The sequence below is a fragment of the Tenacibaculum sp. M341 genome, assembly GCF_004337695.1.
Lineage (GTDB): Bacteria > Bacteroidota > Bacteroidia > Flavobacteriales > Flavobacteriaceae > Polaribacter.
In genome coordinates, this window is record NZ_SJXJ01000028.1 from 21,648 (window position 1) to 47,139 (window position 25,492).

Genomic DNA, 25,492 nt, shown 5'->3' on the forward strand with positions numbered 1-25,492 from the left:
TTAATCTTCTAGTGTTATGTATATTAACTCTCTATCATCATTGTCTTTTGTTACCCTAAACTCGGTGACTTTAAACTTTTCACCGCTTAGAAATAACACTTCACTTTCTGAAACATTCGAAAAAGTAGGACCTAACAACGAAACATTTTCAATATCCACACCTTTATTACTTTGAATAGTAAATATTACTCTTACCTCATTTTCTGTTTTTTCTGAAAATAATCCTGCTACAAATCGATCTTTACTCGTAGACAAATAGCCTAACTCTTCTACATTTGTTTTGTTTTCATATGCTGTTTTATATCTTTCAATTTTTGACTTTTCTGTGGTAATACCTCTATATGTTACTTCTTTATATTTAGGAAACTTTTCTAAACTCTTTTTCAATACATTATTAAAAATCTGTAAGTTTCCTTTTAAAGTTACATTCTCTCTTAGTGCTTTATTGAAACCTTCAACTGTGTACAATGAGCTTGTATAATGATACACAGCTGTCAATTCATCAAGAGTTACATTTGGATATAATTGTTTGAGCTTAACACTATTTTTAGTTACTTCTTTCCATGAATTCATCATTAAATCAATATTGAACAACTTTAAAAAGTCAACATCCAATCGGTTGGGACTTTTAATTGAATTTAATAGCTTCCAATTATCTACCAACAAAGGAGATTTAGCAATTGTTTCTAAAAGCACTTTAGGAGCTTTTTTAAAGTCTGTAATAAAATCGTTAATTGTTAACTCTTCAAATCCTGCTACTTTTTGAATAATTGTATTTAGCTGTACATTCGAGTCTAAACCTTCAAATACTTTTTCTAGTTCACTTTTTGCTTGATTATTTTTCGATCCTACGGTTTTTGATCTGGTATCGCTAAGTGTTATTAAAGTAAGCTTCTCCCCGTTCTCGTCTATTTTCTCTACATAATTTGTCACATAATATTCGGTATTACTTATATGTAATATTTCAGATTCATTATATGTAGTTTTGAATGTAGGACCGTCAGCAGAAATATTTTCAATATCTACTCCTTTTGTACTTTCAATCGTAAACAGTACTTTTTGCCTATTCGATTCTGTCATTTTAGGAATAAAAGTTTTAGCTGTTGCTATACTTTTACTGGCAGAAGTATATGCTTCCTCTACTATTTTACTCTGATTTTCAAACGCTTTTTTATACGCTTCTAATCTTGATTCTCTTACCTGAGTACCTCTATATGTTGTATGCTTATATTTTTCTGGCAATCTTTCTAAAGATTTTCTAAGTACATTATCAAAAACTTGTAAATCTTTAGTCATTTCTCTTCTCCCTCTTAAGGCGGCATTCAATTCTGAATATGCCATCACTGTATAGTTATAAATAGCCGTAAATTCTTCTACTGACATATCAGGATACTTTCCTTTCAGAATCGCTATTTTCTCCTCTACTTGTTCTAAGAAGATTGGAATTGTATTTTGTTGAATAAATTCTAAGAAATCAAAATCTTTTCTGTTATTACTTCCTTTGTCTAATAAAAACTTCCAACTAATTAATAAATCAGATTTTTCAACAAATCTTTGTAAATCAGATTCACCAACTTTTTCAAAATCATTTATAAACTCCTTTATATAGTTGACATCTAAACGCTCCAATCGAGTTATAAAATCTGCTACTTTTTCAGGACTTCCTTGATTCAAATTTTGAAAACGAGATTTTAATTGATATAGAATAGCCCATTCATCTATCAAGGCTGTATTTTCTATAAACTCATTAATTCTATATGAATGATTATCAAGATTATTTATAAATTTTTTCGCTACCTCTTCATTATAGTTTTTACTTATTAAAGCAACCAAATCGCTTATTTGCTGAAAGTCTTCAATATCTTTAGTGTATAATCCTCTAGGGTTTGTGTCATAAAACACTTTCCATCCATTTATAATATTTAGATTATTTATGATGGCTGTATCTGCTTCATCTGTTAAAAAAACATAGTTTAAAAAAGCATCTACATCTTCTTTAGAAAAATTTAATTGTTCTAATCGTTCTTTTACAACAGCATCAAACTCTCCAAATACCTGATTCAATTCATCCTGTTTACCTAAATGAATTGATTCTCCTTTTCCTGAATCTGTACTAGGTTTAATTTCATCAGTATCATTACGATTTCCTTTATAATATTTTTTAAACGGAGTACTATGTACTACCGTTCCATCAGCATATAATTTTACTACCCCATCACTTGCATAAAATGGTCTTTTAACAATTTTTGATAGCTCTAAAGCTGCTTTATCTTTATTACATGATAATAATCTGATTTTCTGACTCTCGGGAATTGAATTCATCACATCTGCCAATAATTCTATTGGTATTACCGTATTCTTTCCTTCTACTCGTATTTCAAAACCTTTTTCACCATGATGAATAATAACATCTAAAAAGTCATCACCTGTATTAAAATTAATTCCAACTAAATCAATATTATTAGGGTATGCACTTTTATTTTCTATAAGTACATTTTTAATTTTCACCCAAGTAGTTATTAATTCAGGCTTCTCTGCAAATTCTGCTAGTTTAGTTGTATTATTTTGAAACTCGTTTTTAAATGTTTCTTGCAAATGTTCAGGAACTAATATTTCTAAAGACCTTAAAATATCTTCATCTTTCTGAACAAAGTCAGAAAAATCTCTTTTCATTGATTCTTCAATGCTCTCTAAGAACCTAATTTTAGTTGCTGTATCTATCCATGAAGCTTCAGGCATCCATTCTCCTTTATAAAATCCAGACCTTGTAGCTAAGAGCAGAGAAAAATAAATTCTTTCTATTTCATCTTCATCATATATAAAATCATCATAGGTATTATAATAAACAGGAACATAATTTTCATTTAACCTATTTCTCATTGCTTCTACCCTATGCATTCCATCTAATACAAGTTTAGTCCCATTTGGTAACTCAACAACATCAATAAAACCACTATTTGCTACAACAAAACCTTCGTTTTGTATTTTTTCTACTACTTCTTCTACTCGGTTTTTAGTTACTGGGTGTATTACTGTCAATTCAGATGTTTTTACATCTTTAACCTTTTCAGGGTATGGTGTTCCTTTAGGGTTTCTTACTATTTTAACATTTTTATAAATTCCTTCATTACTTCTAGGTTTTGTAAAAAAGACATCTACTCTTGTTTCGGTATCAACTCTAAACACTGGAGTTCCTGTATATCCATTTTGCTTTGCTAACTTTCCTGTAGGAGTTGCAAAAGCAGCTTCTTCTCTGGTTTTACCTTTTTTTATCTCTGATAAGTAAACCGATAAATTTGTAGAAACATCACTATGATTGATATTAGTAGCTCCCCATGTTTCTTCAATTTCTTTTGGATTGTATTTTTCTATTCCTCTTCTAAATATTTCTGTAGCTATTTGCTGTCTTTGAAGGTATTGTGGAAGATCTACAGTATGAATAAACATACCTTCCTTTGATAAAGCAAAGCCACCTATTTCTTGTGTTTTAAGATCATCTAATAAAATTACATATGCATGATCTTTGTTATCTATTTCTATTCGATCCCATAATTGATTTTTCTTACCTTTTTCAGAATTCTTCCATCCATTATAACCTCCAATCTTTTTCAGAATTCTATGAATCTGTTGTAATTGTATCATTGGTAAATCAAACTGCTTTTGAGGCACAATATCATGATACGCCTTTAAAGGTTCTAAAACATTAGTATTTACCAATATTTCATCTTGTACCAATCGATCTAAAGAAACTATATAATCAACAAAGGCAACTTCTTCATTAGAGGATAATTTAAATGTTTGAATTGTCTCTTTAATAGCATCAACATTTGCTTTACCTTCAAAAGCCTTGTATAAAGCTGAAAAGTTACCAATCTTAAGTTCTAATGCTTTTGGAATCCAAGTATCTATAATTTCAGGATTCTCTAGCAATTCTTTTAACTTATTGTTTTTCCCTTTAAAGTCAATCACAAACTCTTTCAGTAATTTGTGCTGCTCTAACTTTTGAATAAAGTCATTGATTTTTTTATAATTCTCATATGCCGTCAATTCTTCAAACAACTTTCTAACATCAGTTCTTGAACTATAAAATGGCTTCGTAAAAAATAACTCAACAATATTCTCATCTTGTGTTAAAAAAACAGGAGTACCATCGTAGCCATTCAATTTTGCTATTTTTCCTGTTGGTGTAGCAAATGCAGCGGTTATTTTATCATTCGTTTCATTTAAGTTTTTCTGATACTCATACAAGCTTGTAGACATACCGTCAGCATACCCAAAACCTAACCACATTTCTTTAATCTCAATAGGGTCATGTTTTATCAATACACTTTGAAATAATTCCCCCATTATTCCTTGACGCTGTAAATAATTAGGAACATCAAAACTAAAGTTTACAATACGTAAATCTTCATTCAAATTAAAATTCCCAATTTTTACAGTCTCTCCATTTAATAATACTGCACTAAAACTTTTATCTTCAATTACTACTCTATCCCATAGCTTATTTTCTTTTCCTTTAGCTGTATTTTTCCATTTTTTATAACCTCCTACAGCTTCTAAAACCGTTGATACACTTTGTAAGTTTTCTTTATTGATTTGAAAAGGTTTTCCTCCAAAAACGTCATCATAAACTTTCCATGATGCTACTAACAAAGGATTATTACCAACAACTTCAACCGTTTCTTTTCTCAAAGAGCCAAAATCATCTACAAATGCAGCTAATGTTTCATCTGAAAAATTTAATTCATTAATTTTCCCCTGAACTAGTTCAGCATTTTCTTTAAAAATCTTTTGAAGCTGTTCATCAATTCCTGTCTCTTTTCCTAAAACAATTGGTGTACCTGGTCTTGGTTCAAAGTTCGGTGGAATTTCATCTACATCACTACGAGCACCTCTATGGTATTTTTGGAAAGGAGTTACATGTATAACTTCTCCATCTGAATACAGTTTAACTTTTCCATCATTAGCATAAAATGGTTTTTTAGTAAGTTTTGATAGCGAAATTGCAGCTTCCTCTGTACTACAAGAAAGTAATCTTACTTTAAATTCAGACGATGTAGCGTCTATTGCTTTTGCTAACTTTTCTATTGTTACAACTTCATCTGCTCCTTCAACCCTAGATATAAACTTACCGTTTTCAAAATGAATAATAACATCTATGTAAGTATCACCTGTATCAAAATTAAATCCAGTAAAATCAATATTCTTCGGAAAAGCATCTGAATTTGCATCCAATGTTCGTTGCATATCTACCCAAGCATCAACTAAATTAGGATTACTGTTAAATTCATTAATTCTTTTAATATCTCCAGATAGTTCTTTCTGAAAAACTGTTCTTAATTTTTCATTAAAAATCAATCCTTTTAAAGAAGCTAACTTTCCTTCAGAAGATCCTGCTAAATCAGGAAACTCTTTTTTCATAAAATCATCAACTTCACTCAACGCCTCATTTCTTCCATTAGATTCCCATGGTATATTTGGCATCCAATCGCCTGAATAATATCCTGTTCTTTTACCAATATGAAGTGTTATAAAAATATTATCAATACTATTTCTATTCATACCTGCTTCAAAAGCCTTGAAAACTTCATCATAGGTATAATAAGATACTGGAATATGAGTTTCTTCTAATTTTTGCATCGCTGCTACTCTATGCATTCCATCTATCACTACTTTGGTTCCATCTGGTAATTCTACAACTCTTACAGGTGAACTATGCGCTCCATCATTACCTCTTATATGAAATCCTTCAGCTTTAATTTTTTCCATAACCGAATTAACTCCGTTAGGTTGCGTTTTTCTTGGCACTGGGTGTAACGTAGTCAACGTTGAAATTTCTACATCTCTATATGAATCAGGATAAGGGCTACCTACAATTTCTATATTTTTATATACTGAATTGTTAGATACATCTAAACTCTTAAGTTTCTCTACCGCTTTTTGAGCTTTATCTACATCGAAATCAGTATTTGTTTTTAATACAGTTATTTCTTCTTCTAGAATTTTAGTAGAAGCCTGTAATTGTGCTGGAGTTAATTTTTTCAGATGCACATCATCTTGTAAAATATCAACTACTAACTTATTTACATTGGCTACTTGATCATTCGCTTCTTCTAAAACATCAGGATGGATTTCGTCTCCTACTTTGATATCTTTTTCCTCAATTTTTACTCCCTCTTTACTTTCTGTTAGTTTTTTAGACAAACTTCCCAAACTTGCTATCCCGGTTACCAAACTCAACTGATTCATATAAGTAGCCAACTCCGGATCTGTTTCTCCAAAAGCTGTCCCTGCCATACTTGTGGCAGAACTCATTTTATCTGCATAGTATAAAAACCTTCCAAAAGAATTTAAAGCAGCAGTTCCACCTGTTGGTAAAAAAGCGAGTAAATCTACCGATGTTTGTATAATATCTGACTTAGTTTGCAGAGCATCAGTTTCACTAGCATAATGCAACGTAAAAGCAGGTATAAAAATGGCTTGCGGATTTCCACTTTGATCTTTAGCTGTAAATGGTTTTAGTAAATTATTTTTAGAAATATTAATGAATGATATCAACTGAAATGGTGATAAATTTTCATTCATTAATGTTTTACTTTTAACAAAACCCCATTTAACTTTTTGTTCAGCATTAATTAAATAATCACCTGTAATTTCAGTATCTACACTTTTATAAAAATCATCTTCATCATAAATAGAAATTCCAGGTATTTTTCTTCTAAAATCAGTTTTTATATGACTCCAACCTCTCCTAAAAATATTCTGATAATCATTTTCATAGGTAAAAAATTGATTGTGTATTGTTTTAACATCTTCAAAAGTCATTTCTTTTAAAAGTTCAATATCAATACTACTTTTTAACTGTTCTTGAAAACTCTCTGAACCTATAAATATTTTACCAATAGATGCTACAATACTCTGCCTATTATCTTCTCCAAAAACAAAAACCTCATCTTGTATATTCTTAAATAATGCATACCAAAGTGGGTACGTTTTTGCATTTGAGGTAGCTGCATATTGCCCAACGTTAGTTACATTGTAAGTTATTTCTTCTGTTTCTAGTAAAGCAAGTACTTTTTGATAATTAGACGACGGTCCGCTGGCAATGGCTTCAAAAATTCTAGCGACTTGTATTTCTTCTTTATCTGATATACTTCCTCCATTTGTAGATAATAATAGTATTTTCTTAATTCCTTCAATTTGTTTAGAAACAGATAAATTTATCAGTTCATTTTCACTAGCTTTTGCTATGCATTCATAAACTTCTTGGCTAGACTTTGTTTTAAAATCTGCTGACAAACAAAGATTATTTTCTGTTGCTTTCTCATTAGTAAAAGCTAATAATTCAATTAAAAAATCTTGATAAAAATTATATAGTGCATCATTAGACGATTCTAACTTTAAGTTTTCTTTCCAAGTATTGTATGCCTGACTTGGAGTTCCTCCGAATGGAATATTTTCATTATCCCATTTTCCATAGTCTGAAAAAGTTTTAATTAAAAAAGATTGATCCCAATTATTAAAGAAGTTGGTAAACTCTTTAAATAACACTGGATATCTATTGTAAATTTCCGCTATTTTAACAATTAAAAAAACTTCCCTTCTCTCATTATGACTAATGTGTGCTTTCGTATTTCTAACTCTCCCTTGCGTATTCTTTTTTTCATTTACATATACAGGATTAAACTCACCGCTTAATAATTGAATTTCTAATTCTGAAACAGCAATCTGTCCATCACCCAAAATTTCAGACACCTCTGTAAAAACTTCTGTTATCTCAGGATTTACTGTATTAAATAACCCTATATTTTGAAATGTTTCTGAAGTAATGGTAACAATATCATTTGTTTCATTTTGATATTCAAGAACATTCGTACTATCAAATTTATAATTTTTCCACTGTGCCTTATTCGATTTTGATTCGCCAAAAGGAAGTCCAATTACAAAAGAAGTAGCTACATCTCCATTTAAATCAGGAGCCTGATAATAAAAATTTTCATATCCTAAAAACTGACCATTTTCAATTTTTGCTTTATATACAACTTCATCTATTTTCTCCTCACTTACATTTCTATTATTGTTTGAGTTTTTACGTTTAAAACCAATTAAAGTCCCTGGTATAACTTCGTTGTAAGTATCATTTGCTATTCCATGAAAAAAGATCGGTGTATAATCATCTGACAGCACTAAACGTTCTCCAGACGGAGTTAAATAACCGAAATAATATTTACCATTGTACTTTTTCTTGTTAATTGCTAAAGAAATAGGCATTGCTGTAGCCACACTTTGTCCTTCACTATCTGCATCAAAAATGCCAATTTGTAATGTTGGATTGTGAATACTTCTCCAATGAACAAAAGGAAGTTTTACATCGGTACCATAATCTAGTAACCAATTGGTTGCTTTTTCTGAATACCCGTAACCTTGCGATGAAAAAGGATGCTTCAATTGAAAAGCTCCATGTCCTAATTCATGCGCCACTGTTCGGTCGGTTGCTCCATTATTCATATATACATAACCAAACTGCTTCCCTAAAGGCATGACTCCTTTTTCCTTTCTTGTGGATGGTTCTTTGTTTGTTAAGATTAAGTAATAAGCATTCTTATTAAAATCATCTCTTCCTTTAAGTGCTTTATTTATTTCTTTTTGACCTGAAGTATATTTAGCCAACAATTCACCTTCACCACTTTCTATAACCGAACCTGGCACCAAAGTTTCCAACGTACTTGTAAAATCTTTTATCTCTTTAATATTTAATTCAACTAAAGCTTTTTTATAAATACTTTGAAGAGATTCTTTTACCTTTTCAATATTATTATTTGTGGCATTTACTAAAACAACATCTATGCTTTTAACTTCAGCTTGGTATTGAATAAAAGCTCCGGCAACTTCATATTTCCCAGATTTTTTTACAACGGCTTGGGTTTCTATACTTGCATCTGTGAATGCTCCTTTCAGCTTTAAGGTGTATGAAGTAGCGGTACTATCTATTTTAGAAATAGCAATACCATCTTTCGTTTTAAAAATAATATCTTGAGGTTGAATATTTTTATCCGTAATATCTAAATTCGCAATAATGGTCGTTTCTTTTCCTCTTGGAACTGCTTTATACGGAATTACATAATAGTTATTAAGTGTTTTGTATAAGTTTTTAGTTTCTTTTTGATCTTTCTGATAGGCATCAAAACCATACACATCATTTGAATCATTCGTAAAAGTTACTACAACACCTTCAGCAGTTAAGGCAATTGCTTCTCCTTGATTATTTACACCATTTGTGTTTTCTGAATTTGTTGCTCCTCCTTCTGCTACTTCGCCAGACTCTGTAACGTTTCCTTCTTCATCTACAGACCATGTTTGTCCGTTAGCATCGGTAATCACATAATCTTCTCCTCCCGGTAACTCAACAATTTCTCCATTAGCACCTATAATTATGATATCTCCATTTGGATCAATTTGTACATCTTCTACTACAAAATCAACCGTTGTAGCTCCAGAATTTCCTGCACCACCTAGCACTAAATCATTCACATCCTCAACTCCAGACCAAGTAGGATCATAGGTTGTTTTAACCACTCCATAAATTAATTGATGATGATCATTTAAATGAATTGAAGAAAAAGTTACTGCTATTTTAGTGTCTTGTAAATAAGGTACAGTTATGTAACCTCGTCCTGTAAAAACTCCATTACCTCCATATACTTGTTTTACAGTCACAGAAAAATCGCCTGCTGTAAAAGTTTCATTAACTCCTATACTTTTAAGCGGATTTCTTCCTTTTATTTCAATATCTGGAATAATCCCACAATTGTAAGTAGCTACATCTTCTTTATTAGGCATTGTAAATTGACTAACATTGCTATACGAAAATGTTTTGTACAACTCGTAAGGTTCTTTACAAGTACCTCCTACTCTAAACTCATACGATTTTCCTTCTTCTAGATTTCCTATTTGTGCAAAATTATTATAGGTATATACCTCAAACCATCTTGCGCCTGGCACATCTGCTCTTTTATATTGTACATGAAATTCTTTATGATCAAAATGAGGCTCCCAAGAAATTTTAACCGTGCTACTATTTAATGCTTCTGATAATATATATGTAGGTACTTCACATGGGTTTGCATAGGTAAAATAAAATATTTCACTATATCCATTATTTTTAAATACTGAATTCTCTGAAATTCCTGTAACAGATTTTGCCTTAACTCTCCAACCATAAGTTCTTTTTGGTAATAAAACTGGTTTACTAATATCATACAGTAAGGTGGTATTATTTAGTGTTTCTGTATAATAATTTGGTGCAGCTAAAAAGGCGGCTCTCGGATCCATTGTGATATCCCATAATTCACGAAGCTCAAAATCGTAACTAACATTTGTGGCATTTGTATGCCTGGGGGTCCATTGAAAAATAACGTTCATTGGATCTTTCGCTAAAATATAATCTCCTTTATAGGGAAGATTTAAAAAAGGAGGATCGTTTAATAACAAAAAAACATTCGCACATCCAGAACTTGGATTATTAATTTGCTGATTGGTAACTACATCATATACATCCCAACAAATGGTATACATCCCTTCTGGTAGAGGTCTGTTATATTGTTGAGGCGGAATACCTATTAAGTTATTAGGCTGAAAATATGCTGATAATTCTAAATTGGTAAATTGCTGTAAAACACCTCCTGTTAAAAATATCTGCGGAGCACCTACAACAACATCTGTAGACTGAATATTGAATCCATTTCCTTGAATACGAAGCTTTAATTTTACTTGTTCGTTACTTCCTAAAATATCTGTTAATGCTATATTTAAACGAAACTTTACATCATTTGAAGTTACATAATCACTAAGTTTTGATGAATATGGTGGAAAAACGGTATGTGTTACTTGCACAGGATATCTCTGAGCATATAATCCTACAGATAATAATAGTATTACAGTAATTACAATACGTTGAAAATATAATGAGGTTTTCATTTTAAGGCAACTTTTGAATTTTAATATCACAACGGATAAATGAATTGACTCCATCGTCAACAAACTCCTTTATTTTAATAGCTCCTTTTCGTCCATCTTCAGTTTGAAAAAGCACTATACGCGGCACCAAATTGTTATTAAAATGAAGTAATCCATTTGGAGTTTCTACAATATTTATTGTTTGTAATGGAGTGTCATTTTCCATCACATCAAAATCATCTGAAGTAAAACTGATACCACATCCACAGTTTTCTAGATTATTAATAAACTTTGTTTTGGTAGCATTGGGTATTGCACTAAATCCATTAGAATTTGCTTCATTTGGACTTATAAATTTGTTAAAACTAAAAGTATTATTTAGGCTTAAAAAAGCTACATCTACCTTACTTTCATTTGTTACTTCATTAGCAGTTACTACTTTTCTTAATTCCGAAGAAAAAAAAGCTCCTATAACATTTGAGTTATGAGCTGCATTAACACCCAACTTTACCTCTTCAAAAACTCTTAAATTTTTATTCGGAAATACTTCTATTGTTTTAATAAGCTGTCTGGTTTCTTTATCGTTAGAAGCCTTTAAAATGATGCGATGTATTCCTGGAGTTGTAAAAGTTACTGTAGGATTTTCTTCATTACTATTCACTGGAACTCCGTTCTCAAAACTCCATTCATATGAAGTAGCACTTACCGAATTATTATTCAATTGAATAGTAACAGGAACTTGATAATCATCATCAAAAAAATCAACTTCCCAATCAAAATCAGGTACCAATTTAGGCAATACAGTTACTTTACGTTCACTGGCAAACGATTCAAAATCATTAGAGACTGTTACTTTAATTGTATGTTCTCCAACTGCTGTAAAAAGAATGTTTTCCGGATTTTTATCGGTACTTGTTGATGGAGTACCTTGTTCAAATTCCCATAAATAGGTCAATGAGTCTCCTATGGTTGCATTAGCTATTTTTATGGTTACTGGTGAAAAATCACTTCCTATTATCTCTGCTGAAAAATCAATTGCTATTGCCTCATGAAGTGTTATCTGTTTTTCTACACTGTTTTCTTCGCCATCTACATTTGTAGCTTTTAATCGTATTTTAAAATCACCCGCTTTTGTGTATTTTATTACTCCGGGGTTTTCGTCTTTAGAAGAAGTTACTTCTGCCCCATCAAAACTCCACTCATATTCATCTGCTCCTTTGGTTTTATTTTTTACTCGAATTCTAACAGGTACAGATTTGTCTTCGTTTATAAAACTGACTTCGAAATCTGATTGAATTGTTATTGCAGTTTCCTCATAACATGAAGAAAAGAAAACTAGTGTCAATAGACACCTAACTAAGTTTTTAACACACATCTTCTTCAGTATTATCTTACTATCAATCTTTTTACCCTTGTTTCTTCTGGAGTTTCAAGTACAACAATGTACATACCCGATGGTGCCTGAATAGCTAATGATTCTGAATATTCTTCACTTACTTCTAAAGGAATATGTTTTTTCATTAATGCTCCTTGAATACTAAAAATTCGTATCGAAATCTCACTAGCTTCAATTAATTTAATAGTACAATCAAAATTTCCATCATTTGGATTAGGAGAAATCGTGAACTGTTCTATGAATAAATCCGATTCATTTTTAAAATCAGAAAGTTCGCTAGGCTCTTCAATTACAATCTTTTTATATGATTCTTGAATACAATCTCCCACTTTAGAGCGTAAGCCTATTTCATAAGTTTTTACTTCTGTAAATTTTAAAACAATTGCTCTATCTCTTGTTTCAATAATGTTTACATCAGATGGTAAAATCCATTCAAAAGAAGATTGAGACAAACTACTTTTATTAAAGATCACAATTTCTTCATCTAGATATGCTTGAGAAGAAACTAAAAAGTTAGCTTCAATATCTTGATTGCTACTAATAATTGTAATAGTATCCTCAATCACACATCCTTTAGGTGTAGTTGCTTTTACACTATACACTCCTCCTTCTGCTACCTCAACAACAGCTTCATCCGAAGAAAAACCATTATCAGAACTCCATAAATAACTTGTACCTGGTTCACTAATAGTAGCATCTAAGGAGTACAACTGATCGTTACACAAAACTTTATCGTCACCAAGGTCTATTACAAAATCTTCAGGATTTTCAAGAGTAAACGCTACAAAAGCTTTACAATTATTACTATCTGTAAGTGTAAAAATATATGAGCCTTCCGATAAATTTGATATGGTAGTTGTAGTTGCTCCAGTGTCCCATGAATACGTATATGGAGGTGCTCCTCCAGAAATACTAACTTCAATCAATCCATCATTTCCATTAAAACACGAAGGATTTTCTCTTCGAATTTCTTTTATTTCTAATCCTCCAGGAGGTGTTAGTGTAATATTTCCTGTTGCTTGACATCCTCGAGCATCGGTAACAAAAACCAAGTAATTACCAGCTATTAAGTCTGTAGCTTCTTCTGTTCTGCTACCATTAGACCATTGAATATCATACGGAGGTATTCCTCCATAAATCAACACTTTAGCAGTTCCATCATTTCCTAGGTTACAAGAAATTTCAGTTGCACTCAATTCGAGTTCTAATAATTCAGGCTCTTCAAATCTAAATAGCGTATCTACAGCCCTTATCAATTGTAAACTTTGATATTCTCCTATAACTATACCTCTACTATCTTCAACATTTATAGCATAATTTCCATCAGAAAGATTTGATAAAATAGCACTGTCAACATTTAAATCTTCATAAACCCCTACATCGTTTTGTTTTTTCCAAAAGTATTTATACGGATTTCCTGTACTGAAAGGAACTCCTCCTGTAACCTCTACCTTTAAAACTCCATCTGAAAAAGGATTATTAAATACATTGTTTTGATGACATGAAATTGGGGTTTCAATACTAATTACCGCTTCTATCGGATCGTATAATTTGAACTCTTTTTCTAAATAAGTACATCCTTCTTTAGTTGTAGCACTTACATAATTAGCATCTTCAATAGTTAGAATATATTTTCCTTTCGGAATAGCGTTCAACCTAATTTGAAATTTTCCATTTACTACAGAAGTTGTCGTTTGAGCGTTTAACATATTACCTGCCTCATTTTGCCAATAATAAGTATAACTTCCATCTGAAAAAGTAGTACCTCCATCTACTTCTGCCAATACCCAACCATTAGACTCTCCGCCTCTTATCGGAGTAGAAAAAGCTAATATATCTACCGTAATTTCCTCATCTGGTTGTTTAATTTCTATGGTCTCAACAACGGTACATCCTTTAGCATCAGTTATGGTTACTTCGTAAACTCCTTTTGCCAAATCACTAATTTTAGCGTCGTTACTTCCTGTATTCCATTGAATTTGATATGGGGGCATACCGCCTTTTATGGCTACTTCTGCCCAACCATCACCTCCTTCATAACAAAAAACATCTTGCTTTTTAAAAGTTAACTCAATGGCTTCTGGTTCTTTTATTTCTTGAGTAAGATCTTTTGCGGTAACTAATGCATTGTTTTGATATTCGCCTAACACAATACCATTAGCGTCTTTTATATTTACAGCATAATTCCCTTCATCCAAGCCTGTAGCTATATTACTTGTTTGGGCTGGTAAAACTGACCATACACCTGGACTCGTTTCTTTTTTCCATGTGTAATAATAATCAAGTCCACCATTTTCATGCGGTTGTAAACGTACCCCACCTGTAACAGTCATTTCTAATTCACCATCTGAATATGGGTTTCCTGAATTATTTCTGTTACATGATATCTCTTTTTTTACGGTTAGTTGTGCTATTAAAGGTTCTGGATCGTTTATAAAATATTCACTTTCTACAATTGTACAGTTTGGTGCATCAGAAGCTAAAGGGAAATTTTTATCTTGAATCGTTAATTTATAATTCCCTTCTCCTATACCGTTTAATCTTATAACATAATTGGATGGATTGGTAACAGCAGTTACTTTATGGTTCAGCGGATTTCCACTGTTATCTGTCCAATTAAAATTATATGCATTTGAATCTAAAGGTGTACCACCAAAAATCGTTGCTTCTATCCAACCATTGGTAGCACCAGCAAAAGTTGGTTCAAAAAACGTATATGCTACTGTTAAAGGAACATTTGGTTGTTTAATTTCTATTTGTTCTGTTACTTCACAACCTTTTTCATCTACTACCTTAACAGTATACATTCCTGCTGTTAAACCTGAAATATCTTCTGTTGCTGCATTGTTACTCCATAATACCGAATAATTACCAGTTCCACCTGTAATTGTAATATCTATACTACCATCGGTTCCTTGATGACAAAAAGCATCTTGCTTAGTATATGATAATTTTAATAACGGTGGTGCTACCAAATTATACGTGGCATCTTGCGCATTGTTTAGTACATTATTTACATAAGTTCCTACCGTAACACCATTGGCATCTTCAATATTAACAGCATATTCTCCTTCTTCTAAGTTTTTTAATACACTAGCTTTTTCTCCTGTTAAAACCTGATAATTCCCTGCTGCATTTTTTTTCTTCCATGTATATTTATACTTATATTTTCCTTCCAATAAAGGACTAAAAGGAATCCCTCCTTTTGCTGTCACAGTTAATTCTCCATCATTAGCTGTATTTCCATAGATATTTGTAGGGTTACATGAAATCGGATTCGTTTGTTGTACAGCTATCACTAATTTTTCTGGCTCAATTAAGGTGTTTGTTACATTCGTTACTAAACAACCATCTCTATCTGCTGTTGAATTATTGGCTCTTGAATAGTTAGCATCTGAAACCCTTAATGAATAATTACCATCAATGGCATCTGTCAATGTTACAAACCAACCATCTTCTCCGCTAACAAATTCTTCTCTAAAACTAGTCCATGTGTTTCTTATTCCATTCTTTTCGTGTACCCATCTAAAATTATATTTCCCGTTTGCCAATGGAGTTCCACCAGTAATTTGTGCTACAATTTCACCATCAGAAAAACCAAAGCCACTAGGATTTTGCTGATAGCGAATTACTACTTTAAGAGGTGACTTAGGTTCTTTAACTTCTATTTTTTCTTCTTTCTCTCCTCGTAACCCTATAATATTACCGCCCGCATCTCTAATAACTTTTTTAGCAATACAATCGTTAAAGTCTTTTACTTTCAGTTTGTATTTCCCTTTTGGCAATCCTCTTACAACCTCAGTAACTTCTCTTGTAGCAGATAAACTTCTATTTCTAAAAGAAACCCAATCACTCTCATTTACTGGACGATTGTCTCCTTCTTTTCTTAATAAGTATTTATATTTTTTACTAAATCTTCCTCCTTTTGCTTTTATGGTTATAGTTCCATCGCTACCTCCATGACAAAAAACATCTGTATTAGTTACAAAAAACTCTAAAGGTGTTGGTTTTGTAATAACAACTGTTCGTCGATGTCTTGGTGATTCTGTATATGTATTAAAACCTCTATAAAAACCAAGCATTTGTATTGGATAAGTCCCAGGTTTTAAACCATCTATTACAATAGAATTATTAGCATCGAAGTTTCTTCTCGTTAAACTTGAATAACGACCACTTGGAAAATCAGGATTTGAACTTTCAAAACTTAACAATTCTCCCACTTTTAATACTCTATCTAAAAATATTCGAACTTTTCCATCATCAGAATCATAACAAGTTGTTGCTTCTCGTGTTGTACGGCTAATACGAGGGGCATCTCCTAAAAAACGATACGATATGGGATCAGAAACTGACCCTATACACCCTGTATTTACTCTAAAATGAATTACTTTTCCATGATCTCTAATAGGGTCTAAAAAATCTTCTCCTTTTACTCTCAAGAAATTCTTTTTAGATGTATAATTGGGTAATGCTCTATAAGGGCCTGAAGGGTTAAAGGCATACTCCCAATTAAAATAGTTATTATTGATCCCTGGAGTATTTATAGCTGGTATTCTTAAATAATCTTCTGAACCAAAATTATTATTAACCCCCGGATCAGGTAGTTTTATTACTGGTTTTATGATAATTCTAGCATTACCACCTACATAAGATCCTGCTTTTTTAAAATCAAATGAAAAGTCTACACATGTTAAAGAATTAATATTTAAAGTATAAGTAAACTTATCAGAAATACAATCATACTTTTTATCATCTCTTCTTCTAGTAAAAAATATTAATTGTTTTATTTTGTTTCGCTCACTAAATCTAACTTTTGGAGTTACTATTGGCCTATTTTCATAGATTCTTGGATTAAAATAATGATCTCTTACACCATTTTCATAAACAATATCAATCCATTCCAACCCTCTTTTACTTCCACAGTCATCTCCCCCACTTTCTATATATCCTGTAATGTCTAATTCGTAATATGCTTCTTGGGCATTTATGTATGATAGACTTAATAATAAGACGATAATTAAAGAGATTTTTTTGTTCATCTTTTAATAATTTACTGCTACTTTTTTAACTTTAGTATAAGAGGCATCTTTTAAAGAAGCTCTAATGTGATATATGTAAGTTTGATTAGGACTTACTTCTGTATCTATGATTTGTTTGATTTTTCCTGGTAATACTTTCCATGTACTAAGCGGTTTCCCTTTTAATTGCTTGTAAATGGTATATTCTGCTACTTTTCCTTCATCTGCTCGCCAAAACAAGGTTATTTGATGTGCTTGCCTGTCTACTAAATAATTGAATCCTTTAATAGAAGTATCTACTTCAAAAGACAATGCTTTTATAGTTAAAGGAGAAGATGGTTCTGATGATAAATTTGCTTTATCTACCGCTTTAATCTTGTATCGGTATACATTATTGTTCATCAACTTTGTATCTGTAAAATGCTGAATCGTATCTTGGGTTATTAAAATGTTTTCCCAAGCTGTATTTTGGGTGATATTTTTTCTAGAAAGTATGTGCGTAATCTCTTTTTCTGGCGAACGAACCCACGCTAAAGTAATTTTACCTTTTTGAGCTTTGTAGTCTGTAAAAACAGGGGATATTGGCGGAATTAAATCGGGTTTTTCTAATACTAAAACTTCCGATTTATCAGAATGATTGTGCCTTTTATCTACGGCTACAATTTGATAAAATACTTTTGAGTTTAAATTTTTAACCTCTACTGTATCTATAAATTCGTTCTGAGAAATTGGTGAAATAGTTACCTGAGACGGTTCTTCTTCTTTTGTAAATCCTCTAAAAACTCGGTAGCCCAGTAAGTCTTTTTCTATATTCGGATTCCAATTTATTTTTACAATTCCTAATGTATCAATTTTTCCAGTTAACCCTGTTGGTGCCTCAGGTGGTGTATTGTCTGCTAATTGTATGAGAGAAGAAAATGACCTTTTTTCTTGTTTCGGATCTTTTCCTACTGCCACAATTTTTATATAATTTGAAGCATGTAAATTCGATAATCGCATACTTCTTTGTGAGGGCGCTATGTTATCAGCAACCACTACGTAAGTGCCATCATCTTTAGTAGCATTTACAATTTGAAATTTTTGCAATAACGCTTCTCCTTTTTTTGGAAAATCCCAAAACACAATTGCTTCATCTGCCTTTTCAGTTAATCTAGTATCAGTAATTCTAGGCGTATAAGGTAAAACTGGTCGTCCTTTACCAAAAATAGTTTTACTGTAGGTACTTTTTTCACCAAAAGAGGAAATACCTTGCAATCGATAATAATACGTTTTATCATTTTGGGCTAACGTATCTATAAAAAACATTCTTTTGGCAGGAGCATTGGGTTTATCATTTAAATTCACCAATGGCTCTTTGCTTAATGATTTAAAATTAATTCCATCTTCAGATCGTTCTATGTGATAAGAAGTATAAATACTTTTAAGTAATTGATACTCCCAAGTTAGCGTCACGCTTTTATCACCAAAAATCCCTCTAAAATCTATTGGACTTGGTAAAGGTTCATACTTTTGAATAGCAGCTATTACAGAGTTTCCTTTAATGTTATTTTTTTCAGCAGAAATATTCGCCAGTATTCTATACACATACGTTTCGTTTTTTTGTACCTCTTTATCTACATACCCCCAACCTGCTTTTTGTGCCGCTTCAAAATTTGATTCCGCAGCTAACAATGAAAATGAAAAACGTTGCTCTGTTTCATTGGCTAAATTGTAAATATCTGCTAACTGTGTATCGTTTCCTCCACTCACAAAAAATCCTTCTCCAAACAAAGCCTGAGCTATAACTGCTGCATTATCATTATTTTCTACTATTTCTTGCCAATCTTCTAACGGAGCTGCTTTTAGTTTCTTTTGCCATACTTTTTCTAAATCGGCTAAACGCTTTCCGTTTCTTGATAACACGTATTTTTCTAAAATAAATCCAGATGAATTAGTCGCCTTCCAAGCACTTGCTGTGGTAGCTCCCCATCGTAACAAAACTCTATCTTTTTGTACTCTAGATGCTATTTTTACTTCTGCTTGTTGTACTTGAGCTTCCGCTTTTACAATACAAAACAGTATGAATAGTATGCCTGTATATTTGATATGACTATTAAAAATTTTCATTCACTAATTTTCTTAGTATCTAAACTTATTTGGGTTTTTAAATTTGTAAGTGGTGGTGGTTCCTTTTCTTTCTCCTGGAAGCATGTATTGTAGTTTGGTTTTATAAAAACCGTAACGCATAAATAAATAGTCTTCATCTAAAAAGTTCAATACTGTATCTCCTTTGGCAATCTCTCCCTCTAATAATGCATTTACTAATTGCGAATGAAGATCTACCCAATCTGATTTATAGATCAATCCTAAATTATATCTGAAAGGAAACGTAGTTTCTAACATATTATAATCTACATCGTACTCTAAATTTTGCAAGTAACTTTCTATAATTGGTAAGGCATGTTTAGGTGGTGCTCCTAACTCATTTTCATTTCTATTGGTAATGGTATACCCCTTCATAGGATATTTTGAATATAGCGGAGGATTGATATCTTTTTTGAAATAATCATCCTCTAAAGTAGCTGCTATAGTTACCAAAGGCTTATTATTTGTGTAACTAGAACCTAATAAATCTGTAAGATCAAAAGGTTCATGTTTTCTAATAGTATTTCCTAGATAAATAACATCAGAATAAATAACTCCCCATCTGTAATCTTCTGTTTGAATTGCATTTACTTTCTGTTTGAATGTTTTGTAACTTGAAGTTGCAAAACCATATGCCAGTCGTTCAATGACTCCTTCTTTTGAAAGCTCTTGAGATTTTTTTTGCTGAACACTAATAGTATTCCCTTCTGCATTATCTCCTATGGCTACATTTTTATATGTATTTTTATTTTCAACAGTTGTATTACCTGTTTTGGATTCGCTTACAATACTAATTTTATAGTTTGATGATTGCGATACATTAGGTAAATTATACGTTATTACATTATCACTTGTATTGTATAAGAAATTAACCTTATTAGTAGTTTTATCTTCCTCTTTGTTGTAAGTTAAAAAACTCTTCCATTGCTTGTTATCAAATAAGTAATCTTGTCCTCTTCTTAATTGAATATACCCTTTGTTATACTCATTTTCTAAAAAGTACTTTTGTTCTAATACCGGATACGCATAGGTAATATTGTGTAACGGAATATTATCTGGAGCTCCACCAGTAACAAAAGTTCTTTCTTCAATTTCTTTTGCAGGTACTCCATCAACTTCTATTGTTCTAAAAACACCTTTAATTTTTTCTTGAAAACTTACCGCTACTTTTACGTTGATTTCTTCGTATGGAGGTAAAATATCTTTAGATACAAAATTAGCTCTGTCTTTATACCTTGACCATTCAATAGCTCCTTCAATTTCTTTTCCTTTATGAAATACTTGAAACTTGTCTAAAATGATTTTATACACCTTATCACCATCATCTTCAGGAATTATAATTGGCTCTCCTACCTTCATACTAAAAGTAGCTTGAGGAATTGCAAATACATCTACCTCTTTTGTATTATCGGCTGGAGTTACATCGGTTATTATTTTTAATCCTCCTAACGGAGATGCATCTTCAAAAACACATTCTTCTCCTAGCGTTAACTTAAATCGGAAATTCCCTTTAATCAATCCTCCTAACAAATCAAACTCTCCTGCTAAATAACCACGCATCCAAATAGGATTTGGTGCTTTTGTTTGTAATAATACAGCTGCACCTCCTCTAATAATCGGAATCTTTTTCTTGATAAAAAATAGTTTAATACGAATTCCCAACTCACCTTGTAAATATGCATATGCTTGTCCGTTTGCATACCAACCATTAATTCCAACCTGATCTCCTGTATTGGCACATTTTGCTTCTTTGTAATCTCGTAACATTAAATCGAACCCTGCACCTGCTTTAAAACGAGCATAAAAAACAAGGAAACGTAAATCACCTGTATCTATAGAAAAATGAGTTCCAAAGGCAAAACCACCTCCGCTTTTTAATGCATTTTCATCTCGCATGTAATCCAACTCGCTCTGATCTACTCTTAAAATATTAGCAACTTCTACAGGTGGTGGTGGAGAACCTGGTAGTTTAGAACCTGTCATAAAATAACCTCCTGTTTCTACACTAATTGATCCAATTCCCATTCGTAAACCTAAGCGATCTTCTGGGGTACCTACATAAATATACCAGTCTTTTGATGAGAAATGTAGTACCGCCCAACCAGCTCTTCCGTATTCACCAATTCCTTCAATAAAACCTCCACCGACATTTATATATGCATCTAACTCGCCGTGTAAAACATCATTTTGAAAATCGTAGGTAATGGAAGCTTTAGCACTCATTACCATTTGATCTGGTGGTGTTTGCGGAAATTCTCCAGAGGCTTTATCTAACAAATTTCTACCTACATAAGAGTTTCCTATATTTTCTCCCGTAGCGCCTAAAAATTTATTTTTTACATCTACATTTTCCTTCAGCTTCGTCATTAAACCACTAATCTTATCCATACCTGGTATGCCTACTGCTAAAAATGTAGCCTGACCGTAGTATCCTAAAAAATTAATTCCTCCGCTTCTGTTAAAAATAATTTCAAAACCTGCCCCACCTTTAAGTATTTCTCTTTTGACAGCGTTAAACATTACCATGGCTTTTACTCCCAAACCAATATTAGCGTCTGGTGTATAGCCTAACCCTGATGGTGAGAAAGAAGAACTAAAATCTTTTCGTCTCATTTTATAGGAAGCCCCGCCTGCAAATCCTTCTAGATTTAGAATTCCAGTTCCCATTCCTGGTGGCAAATTATCTACTAATACATCAAACTGCCAGTATCTAAAATCTTTTTTACCAAAAATTCCTTTAGCTCCTACTCGTATGCCATTTCCTGATTTGAACTGTGCTTCTAAACTTGCTGCAAATCCATTTCCATATTCTGGATGATCATCCATAATTAACAGACTTCCCTTCATAGAAAAGCCTCCTAAATCTGCTTCTAAAGCAATGGCTTCTAAAGCAACACCTCTAAACTTCCATTTTTGTCTGTTATTCTTTTCTTCAAAATAGCCAATAACCGCCAAGCTAGATTGTGCTGCAAAACCATTGTTTTCACCCATTAAATTGATTCCTAAATCAAAATATAAATTGGCTTCTGTGGTAGTGGCTCTAATTCCTATTTTTGAAATAGAAACGGGAAAGTTCCCTAGTAAACTTTGTCCTTCATATCCCATATAATCTACAGAAAACACAGGTGTTTCAGTTTGCAATACTAAGTTTTGAAATACAACTCCATTAAACTCTACAAATCGTTTTTTTTGAGTTTCATTATCGTTAGTATTTGCACTTTTATTGGCACTTATACTTAAATTTCCATGTAAAACAGCTTTGGGTCTAAATTCTGAATCTTTTACTTTTAAAGTGATAGCACTGTTGGGTAATAGTTTTCCTTTGGCTTTCCATAAATTAAAATCTACTGTAGACGTATTGCTTACCGTTAATGCATATTCATCTTCAGAAATCAGTCCTTGATAACGTAGTCCTAATTTTTCTTCTTTTTTAGATATTGGTAATAGAATTTTACCATCAAAAGCTACTTTAGTTAGTTGATTTTTGGCTAACGAAACTGTTATTTTATCTAAAGAATATGCCCAAGCTCTTTTTTTATTGGTTCTTCCTTCATTAATAGAAAACACATTCTGGGCATAAAAATCTCCAGAAATTCCATAGTTATCTACCAATAAATGATGCGCACCAAAAGCCACCCGTTCTTGTTGTGATATACTTTCTTGTGTTTTAAATTCTTTTGGTAATTTTACTTCTAATGTATTTACATATACTCCTCTCCAAGATTGCTCATTAGGAAACAATAAATCGTTTTCATAATAATGTTTCGGAAATACCATATCTGGTATGTTGTGTAAATCACTAAAATCTAATACTGCCTGATTTACATAAAATTGAAAATTTCCATCGTAGTTTTTTGTATTTCTTTTTTTAGCCAGTACAAAAGGTTGTAAATCTATGTTAATCAATAAATCGTTCCAATCTCTTGCCATGGTTGAAAAAGCTCCTTTTACTCTATATGGCACTTGTACCGATTGCACTCCGTTTTCTGAAGCAACTTGTTTTGTTATGAATGTTTTATTTTCATTTACTTTTCCATCACTTTCTAAAGGAATTAAAAGTTCCCGTGAAAATTCTACTTCTCCTTCTACACTAAAACCTTTTACTCCATCGCAAGTAATAGTTACATAACTTTTGTTATTAATGTTGCCATTGGTATAATCGAAACCTCCTTTTAAGGTTAACATCCATTTACCAGCATTTACAGGAATATACATATCTCCCATTAATACTAAATTGGCTTCACCAATGATACCTCCGTAATGGGACAGTTTTACATTATTAGCTCCAAAAAACAGCTCTAATGGTAATCCATTTTCATCGGTTTGAGGTAATTTTAAGCGAGCAAATACGGTAAGTTCTGTGTAGTCTTGATAAATTCGTGCTTGAGTAATACCAATTGCATATTGAGTGTTTTCTCTGGTGTATTTTACTCCTACTGGTAACTCTTGAATGTCTTCATTTGAAAAAGTATCTACCCATGAATTTCTTTCTTCTATCAGTTTAAATGAATTGGCTGCTAAGCTTCTTTCATTAGAAATAGCTGTACTTGTAGGATACCAATTCGCAATGTTTTTCCATGAAAAGTTTTGTAACTCTTCTGTGATTTCTTTTGCAGGAATTATCTCAGTTGAACTATTAGTTACATCTGGATAAATAGTAGCTATTCCATAACCTGTAACATAGTACAAGAAATAAAAAACGAGTAATATTGCTTTTCTCATAAACCTTACTGTTTAAAGAAATACTAATACCTAATATGTTGTTTTAGAGGTTAAATTAGATTTTTTGGTTATTCTTTAAATGAAGGTTCAAAACTCTTATACTAAAGAGACATATAATACCCCTTTTTCAGTGAATTTCATTTTTAAATAATTTATTCTTAGTGATTTTTATTTTTTGAAGGGGTTGAATGGCATAGTAACCAATACAATTAGAATGTTAACCACTGTATTGATACTTTATCTAAAATATAATTCAACTGTAACTACGGATATGCTTTGGTATTTGAGAATAGATTAACTTATTGAAAGATTATTTTTGAAGAAAAAAAATAATGACTCGCTATAAAGAAACTCCAAAAGTAACGCTACAAAATATTGCTACCCTAATTCATTTGTTGTTAGAACTTATTATAAGTTACTTTACCAATTTAAAAGAAAGATCAGTTAAATCAATCCTTTTTAATATGCTATCTAACACTAATATTATGTTATCGAAAGTTAGCACTTGTATTTTGAATACTTTAAATTCTTTTAATGCTTTAATTTTTAAAGAAGACGGGGTAAAGCTCGATTACAAGCTTGCGGATTATTTTACTTTAGATATTCTTTTAAAACAGTAGTACATAAATAACATACATATACTTAAATAGTTTAGTTAGTTATTTTTTTTGAAGATATAACCTCTTTAACACTTGGTGTTATTGAGGTTTTTTTATGCTTTTTATGAAAAATTGCTGCTGCTGCAATTTTTTTTTGCAGCTGTGCTTTCACTCAACTGAACCTCTTCTCATAGTTGGTTGCAACTGTGCTCTCTCTCAACTGCACCTTTCCTCTTAGTTGGTTGCAGCTGTGCTCTCTCTCAACTGAACCTTTCCTCTTGGTTGGTTGCAGCTGTGCTCTCTCTCAACTGAACCTCTTCTCTTAGTTGGTTGCAGCTGTGCTCTCTCTCAACTGAACCTTTCCTCTTAGTTGGTTGCAACTGTACTTTTTTAAAGGTGAAAAAATGGTCTTTTTAATGTTACTACGGCAATTTTTAGTATACTTTTTTTGAGAAAACATGTATTAAGCACTATGCTTTTTCTTTCTTTTCAAGAGTTATTTGGTATTTTTTTACAAAAAAGAGTCTCATAAAGGCAATTTTTAAAGTTTTTAAACAGAAGTCATCTTGACTTTTTTTGAGAAAAAATTAAGGGTTGTAGATATTTGTGTTGCGAAACATAAAAACACAACCCTATGTACCAAGTACTAAGCAAAGATATGATAGAATTAGAAATAG

General features: G+C 31.8%; 5 protein-coding genes. All 5 read right to left on the bottom strand.

The features are described 5' to 3' along the window. The 5 genes from EYW44_RS20225 to EYW44_RS20245 are packed head-to-tail and all read right to left on the bottom strand — an operon-like array spanning position 1 to position 24,216. On the bottom strand, positions 1-10,977 hold the full coding sequence (locus EYW44_RS20225) for an ADP-ribosyltransferase domain-containing protein (RefSeq protein ID WP_132727097.1): 10,977 nt from the start codon (positions 10,975-10,977) through the stop codon (positions 1-3). 1 nt (position 10,978) lies between these two features. Further along, positions 10,979-12,301, bottom strand: coding sequence for a PKD domain-containing protein (locus EYW44_RS20230; protein WP_165872284.1), 1,323 nt, complete (start codon positions 12,299-12,301; stop codon positions 10,979-10,981). A 41-nt stretch (positions 12,302-12,342) separates the two neighbouring features. Continuing rightward, entirely contained in the window at positions 12,343-17,391 is a 5,049-nt protein-coding gene (locus EYW44_RS20235) for a T9SS type A sorting domain-containing protein (RefSeq protein ID WP_132727102.1), read from the bottom strand. 3 nt (positions 17,392-17,394) lie between these two features. Beyond that, complete coding sequence (locus EYW44_RS20240; RefSeq protein ID WP_132727104.1) at positions 17,395-19,476, bottom strand: fibronectin type III domain-containing protein; 2,082 nt, start codon at positions 19,474-19,476, stop codon at positions 17,395-17,397. A 12-nt stretch (positions 19,477-19,488) separates the two neighbouring features. Next, positions 19,489-24,216 (bottom strand): hypothetical protein, encoded by a 4,728-nt coding sequence (locus tag EYW44_RS20245; protein WP_132727107.1) that lies wholly within the window; start codon positions 24,214-24,216, stop codon positions 19,489-19,491. Between the last annotated feature and the right edge of the window lie 1,276 nt (positions 24,217-25,492).

Excerpts from the sequence above, each read along its gene's own strand:
- EYW44_RS20225 (WP_132727097.1), bottom strand. The coding sequence starts at position 10,977 with ATGAAAACCTCATTATATTTTCAACGTATTGTAATTACTGTAATACTA.
- EYW44_RS20240 (WP_132727104.1), bottom strand. The coding sequence starts at position 19,476 with ATGAAAATTTTTAATAGTCATATCAAATATACAGGCATACTATTCATA.
- EYW44_RS20235 (WP_132727102.1), bottom strand. The coding sequence starts at position 17,391 with ATGAACAAAAAAATCTCTTTAATTATCGTCTTATTATTAAGTCTATCA.
- EYW44_RS20245 (WP_132727107.1), bottom strand. The coding sequence starts at position 24,216 with ATGAGAAAAGCAATATTACTCGTTTTTTATTTCTTGTACTATGTTACA.